This window comes from Streptomyces sp. NPDC054840 (assembly GCF_053611065.1).
The window spans coordinates 1-5075 of sequence record NZ_JBSGZP010000555.1; the positions used below are offsets into that span (position 1 = coordinate 1).

A 5075-nucleotide genomic window follows, 5' to 3' on the forward strand; every position below is an offset into this window, starting at 1 on the left:
GTGGGAGCCGGGACGGGTGGCGCGGGCGGGGTGGTTTCGAAGCACAGCCCGTCCCCGGCGGCGAGTTCGATCAGGAACTCGGTGGTGACCGCTCCGGCCAGGTGGTTGTGCAGGTCCCCATCCTTGGGGAGGTCGGCGAAGAATTGCCCCGGCCGGTCAGGGCCGGGGGCCGGAGCCACGGCGGGGGTGGAGGCCGCGTAGGCGGACGCGGGTGCGAGCAGCGCGAGGGCGGAGAGCGCGCCGATCAAGTGGGATGGGATCACGGGCACATGGTGGTGAGGCGGACCGCCGCATGCCGGTACACCGGGCCGGGTGCCGCGCCGCATCACCCGGGAGGCCCGCAGAGGATCGTTCCTTCCGGCGGGGAGCTGCCCTCGCGCTCGAAGGGCGTTCGCCCGGCCGCCGTCCCGGCTCACGTCGGCTGATGGTTGAACCAGGCGCGGCTTTCCGGCTGGTTCGGGCGGACGATGGCGAGGATCGCCGGCACGAGCCAGGCGAATCCCAGAAGGGGTATCACCTGGAAGAACGCCCAGCTGAACGGCAGGGCCGTCCACCCGTAGGCGAAGGCGGAGACGCGCAGACCCTGATGACGCGTGGGGAACTTGAGGGCGGTGGTGACACCCCATGCGGATATCGCGAGGACGAGCAGGCCGGCGAGCACGACCATCCCGGCGTGATCCTCGCCCGGCGTGGTGCAGCACGGGGTGGAGGCGTCGCCCGTGCCCCAGATGGATGTGGAGACGGCCACGCTGTTGGTCACCAGAGCGAGCCCGAGGACGGCCTGCATGCCGCCCAGGACCATCATCAGCACACGAAGGTTTCGTACGGCGTCCGGCATCCGCGCGCCGGGAGGAATCGGCCCGTGGGGAAGTCCCCCCGGCGCACCGGGGCCCGCGGGTCCCGCCTGTCCTGGGTTGCCGTTCGCGCGCGACCGCTGCCAGGGCCGCCGACCGCCTGATTCCCCATCGCCCACGCTCATCCTGACGGTCCTTCCGCTGGAAAGGGCTCGCACCTGCGCGCCATGCTCCGGCGGCTCATGCCAACTGTCCAGCCGCTTTCCGGCCGGAGCTGCCGCACCGCCCCGGCCGACCGGCCGCGTACGCCGGACAGACCGCGGGTCGGAGCTCCGCTCGCGGGCGGGTGGGTGAGGAGTCCGGTCGTACCTCGCTACAAGGCGAGGCGGTAGCGAACTTCGGTGAGTGACACTCCGTCGTAGTCGTCGGCCTGGACGGCACCATCCGCCACATATCCGGCTCGTTCGTAGAAGCGACGCGCCCGGGTGTTGTCGGTGAGGACCCACAGCAGGACCGAGTCGAAGCCACGAGCCCGAGCGGTGGCGTGCACGGCTCGGAGGAGTGTGCGACCGATTCCGGACCCGATGAGCGAGGGCTGGACGTACAGAGCGTAGAGCTCACCCCCAGCCGAACGGGAGGGCCCGAGGCACGCCCAACCCACCACGGAGCCCTGGTCATCCACGGCTATCAGGTCGACGGCGACCTTGTCAGGCTTCGTGAAGTGCTGCCGGCGAAGGCGCGCATCTGCTTCGGCCGTCATGCGATCGAGGTAGGGCTGAGGGACGATCCCCGCGTACGCGGCCTTCCAGCCGGTCACCCGTATCTCCGATACGGCCGCGACATCGGCCTCGGTCATCGTTCGTACAGTCGACATCGCCGCAGTGTACGAGAGCTGCCACCGCCACCACCGGGGAATTGCGTCCGGTCGGGGCCGGCCGGTCTCCGTCAGTCTCCGCCCTGCCCGTTTCGCAGCCGTCGGTCCAGGAACTCGATCAACCGTGTTTCCGAACGGGCGATCCGTTCACGTTGTTCGGAGGGGAGCGAGGCGAGAGCGTCGACGAGGACGCGCTCCCGGTGGACGTACACCATGTTCGCCCTGTAGATCCGGCACTCCGAGCACCAGGGGAAGCCGATGCACCGGTCGAACAGGGAGGACCCGGGCGGATAGTGGCGGTACTGGTATGAGCGGACGGGCGCCCCGCAGGCGCCGCAGAGACATCGGTCCCCGTCGGGGACGGTGTCCCAGGTCCATGCCTTGCGCCAGTGCTGCCGCCCGGCCGGTACTCTTCAAGTCGTCATGCCGGGCACTCTCGATCAGGCCGCGGCGTCCGTCCAGCCGGTCGCAGCGGCGCGGTCGCACGCCTCAGTTGATCGACATGCCGATAGTGGATTCCGGTCAGCCCGGCCTCCTGTGCCGCAGCGACATGTCCCGGCGTGTCGTCGATGAACAGGCATCGCTGCGGTGCCACTCCCACCGCCTTCGCTGCGGCCTCGAAGACCCGGTGATCGGGTTTGGCCACCCCTATGCGGGCGGTGTTGACGACCGCGTCGAACGCGTCGGCCAGTCCCAGTGCGGTGAGATCGGCCTCCAGCCGTGTCGTTGCGTTCGACACCAGAGCCACCGGCACCCGGTTGCGGGCCGCTGTCAGGAGTTCCAGGACGGCAGTGTCGACGAGGCCGGTCAGCGCCGTCCAGCCGCTGACGAGATCCAGAGCGCCGTCCAGTGAGCCGCAGGCCTCGGCAAGGTCTTCCGCGACGCGCCGGCGCCACTGCTCGTCGCTGATCCGGCCGGTGACGGCGGCTTCCAGAAGCCCGGGGCGAAACGCGGCTGACGCGAGGGTGCCCTCGGCCAGTCCGGCCTTCCGATCAAGCGCGGCCATCCCATCGGGATCCCACAGGCGCAGAACCCCGTCGAAATCGCAGAGGACGGCGTCAAAGGGTGCATCACTCATGACCCGGACCCTGCCAGACCGCGCATTGTGCTGGTAGTGCGCGGCCTGGGACGGTCGCTGCGATGCATCCCCCACCACCTGAGTCGTCCGAGGGAGTCAGGACGGCGAGGCCATCGACACGGACACGGCCGAAGCCATCGTGGGCGATCTGTCCGGCCTCGTCAGCAGTGCCCGACGTCAGGGCCTGGCCGTGTACTGCTGGGTCGCGTAGGGCGGTTCACCTCGGGTCGAGCTGGTGATCGGCCCAGATGTAGGTCTCCGGGAGCAGGTCGGCGATGGGGAAGGCCCGGGGGTGGCCGCCCGTGCCGACGATGACCTCGATGGCCGGGAAGTAGTCGAGAAGGACCTGGCGGCATCGGCCGCACGGGGGAACGATTCCCCGGTCCCTGTCGCCCACGGCGACGATCGTGTCCAGTGCGTACGCGCCCTGGGCGGCCGCGGCGCCGATGAGGACCAGCTCGGCGCAGGGGCCACCGGTGAAGTGGTACGCGTTCACCGCCGTGATGATCCTGCCGTCCCGGGCGCGGGCCGCGGCAGCCATGGTGTGGTTGTCGCCTCGGCATCGGGTGCGCGCGATATGGGTCGCGGCCCGGATGAGTTCATGGTCGACGGGGTGGGGATGTGCGGTGGTGGTCATCGTCTCTGCCTCCGTGCGGTGTCAGCCGACGTTGGCGCGAGTGGCGGATGGTGCGCAAGCGAATATCGGGCAGGCCAGGCAGGCCGGTTTCGGCTCCGGGGGTGCGCTCGAGCCGACGCGGTGCCGGTGTCAGGGAGAGCCCGGGTTGATATGGGTGGTGGGGGTGTTCCAGCCCGAGAGCCGGACCCGGAGCTCCGCACCTGCCGGTCGGCCGTCCGGTGCTCGGCCGTCAGGACGGCACTCTCACCGGGTATGAGACCTGGTCCGGTGGTCGTTCCAGCCGAACGGCAGCACGGGTGCGTCCCGGCCGTCGACGAGAGGGGGATCGGTCAGCAGCGCGGGCGTCCTCCCGCGACGGGTGTTGCGGATGGTGACCTTGGTGGTGGAGACCGAGTCGGCGTGGCGCGTGGTGCGCGCGGTCCGCTCACGGTGGCGGCCGCGAGGGAGTTCCGGCCGGTGAGGTCGCGTAGGCGGTCGTGGGGGCGGGTGGAGAGCCAGGAGACATTGCGGCTCACCTCGCGGCCGGCGCTGTCGGCGAGGGCGAGCCGGACGGGATCCGTGGGTTCCGGTCCGTCCGCGGAAGCCGGAACGGCTGGAATGGTCAGCGCGGTGGTGGTCACGCCGTCGCCGTCGCCGTCGCCGTCACCGCCGCCGCCGACCCGTAGGCCGCGCGCGGTGCGTTCGTTGAGGGAGGTTCCGGCGGTGTCGAACAGGGTGACCCGGGCGGTGAGGCCGGACACGGCGGCGGGCAAGCGGTTGACGACGGCAACCTGGGACCGGTGGCGGATCGGGTGCTGTCCGACCGGGTCCGCTACGTCACCGGTCGTCCGAAGGTCGCCGACCGACCGATGATCGTGTGCAGGGCCGCGCTGTGCTCCTGCCCGCGCCCGGCCGCGCATGCCCGAGGTGGCCGCGTCCCGGGCGTGGAATCAGCCGCTGATACCCCCGAGCGGCGCCTCGTTCGCCGGCACCAGCCCTGAGGGCTCTCCCGATCATCTCCGGCGGGCGCTGACACACCGGGGTCTGCGGGACAGCTTTCAGCTGACCCGGGTCCTGGCGGACGTACTCCCGAAGTTCGATCCGCCGGCCGTGGATCGCGGAGTCGGTCCGCACACGTTCCCGCTCCCTCACCGGCAGGCGAACCCGTGACGGGGGCGAGCCTGCCCTCCCGCACGAGTCAATATCTGTGCCCGCGCCATGAGAATTAGACGAACCACGCCGTGAGGCTTTTTCGCGCAGCGGGCGAAGTGAAATCCTTCACCGTCCAACGGATGTTGATTCGTGCTACTGTCGATCTCAGTTGCAGTTGTGGTTCCCAAAACTTCAAGTACTCCCAGCAGGTGTTTACGCCCCTGCGAGTACTTTTACTTTTCCGGTCATTATCGGTTGGGGTAATCATTGCGGCGACACGCAATCCACACAGTGTGGATTGCGATGCACTGCCCCAAAGGAGATATGACATGGCTACTGGAACCGTGAAGTGGTTCAACGCGGAAAAGGGCTTCGGCTTCATCGAGCAGGACGGTGGCGGCGCTGACGTCTTCGCCCACTACTCGAACATCGCCGCCCAGGGCTTCCGCGAGCTGCTCGAGGGCCAGAAGGTCCGCTTCGACATCGCGCAGGGCCAGAAGGGTCCGACGGCCGAGAACATCGTTCCCGCCTGACGCTGACACGCACTTCGTAGCTGGGGCC

At 69.4% G+C, this 5075-nt stretch carries 7 protein-coding genes and 1 pseudogene; 1 reads left to right on the top strand and 7 read right to left on the bottom strand.

From position 1 onward, the window contains the following. The 7 genes and pseudogenes from ACWGIU_RS29395 to ACWGIU_RS29425 all read right to left on the bottom strand — a co-directional run. Nucleotides 1–263, bottom strand: a pseudogene (locus ACWGIU_RS29395) (adenosine deaminase); the annotation flags it as partial. A 149-nt stretch (nt 264–412) separates the two neighbouring features. After that, nucleotides 413–811 (bottom strand): hypothetical protein, encoded by a 399-nt coding sequence (locus ACWGIU_RS29400; RefSeq protein WP_453710814.1) that lies wholly within the window; start codon nt 809–811, stop codon nt 413–415. A 356-nt stretch (nt 812–1167) separates the two neighbouring features. Continuing rightward, nucleotides 1168–1668 (bottom strand): N-acetyltransferase family protein, encoded by a 501-nt coding sequence (locus ACWGIU_RS29405; RefSeq protein ID WP_453710816.1) that lies wholly within the window; start codon nt 1666–1668, stop codon nt 1168–1170. Nucleotides 1669–1739: 71 nt separating this feature from the next. Next, the gene (locus tag ACWGIU_RS29410; RefSeq protein WP_453710818.1) at nt 1740–1883 is read right to left on the bottom strand and encodes a hypothetical protein; all 144 of its coding nucleotides are present in this window, start codon (nt 1881–1883) and stop codon (nt 1740–1742) included. 206 nt (nt 1884–2089) lie between these two features. After that, the gene (locus ACWGIU_RS29415) at nt 2090–2746 is read right to left on the bottom strand and encodes an HAD-IA family hydrolase (RefSeq protein ID WP_453710820.1); all 657 of its coding nucleotides are present in this window, start codon (nt 2744–2746) and stop codon (nt 2090–2092) included. A gap of 217 nt (nt 2747–2963) precedes the next feature. Continuing rightward, entirely contained in the window at nt 2964–3383 is a 420-nt protein-coding gene (locus ACWGIU_RS29420; RefSeq protein WP_453710822.1) for a cytidine deaminase, read from the bottom strand. A 329-nt stretch (nt 3384–3712) separates the two neighbouring features. Then, complete coding sequence (locus ACWGIU_RS29425) at nt 3713–4135, bottom strand: hypothetical protein (RefSeq protein ID WP_453710824.1); 423 nt, start codon at nt 4133–4135, stop codon at nt 3713–3715. 708 nt (nt 4136–4843) lie between these two features. Between ACWGIU_RS29425 and ACWGIU_RS29430 the strand changes: the two genes are divergently transcribed. Then, nucleotides 4844–5047 (top strand): cold-shock protein, encoded by a 204-nt coding sequence (locus tag ACWGIU_RS29430; RefSeq protein WP_453710826.1) that lies wholly within the window; start codon nt 4844–4846, stop codon nt 5045–5047. Nucleotides 5048–5075: the final 28 nt, after the last annotated feature.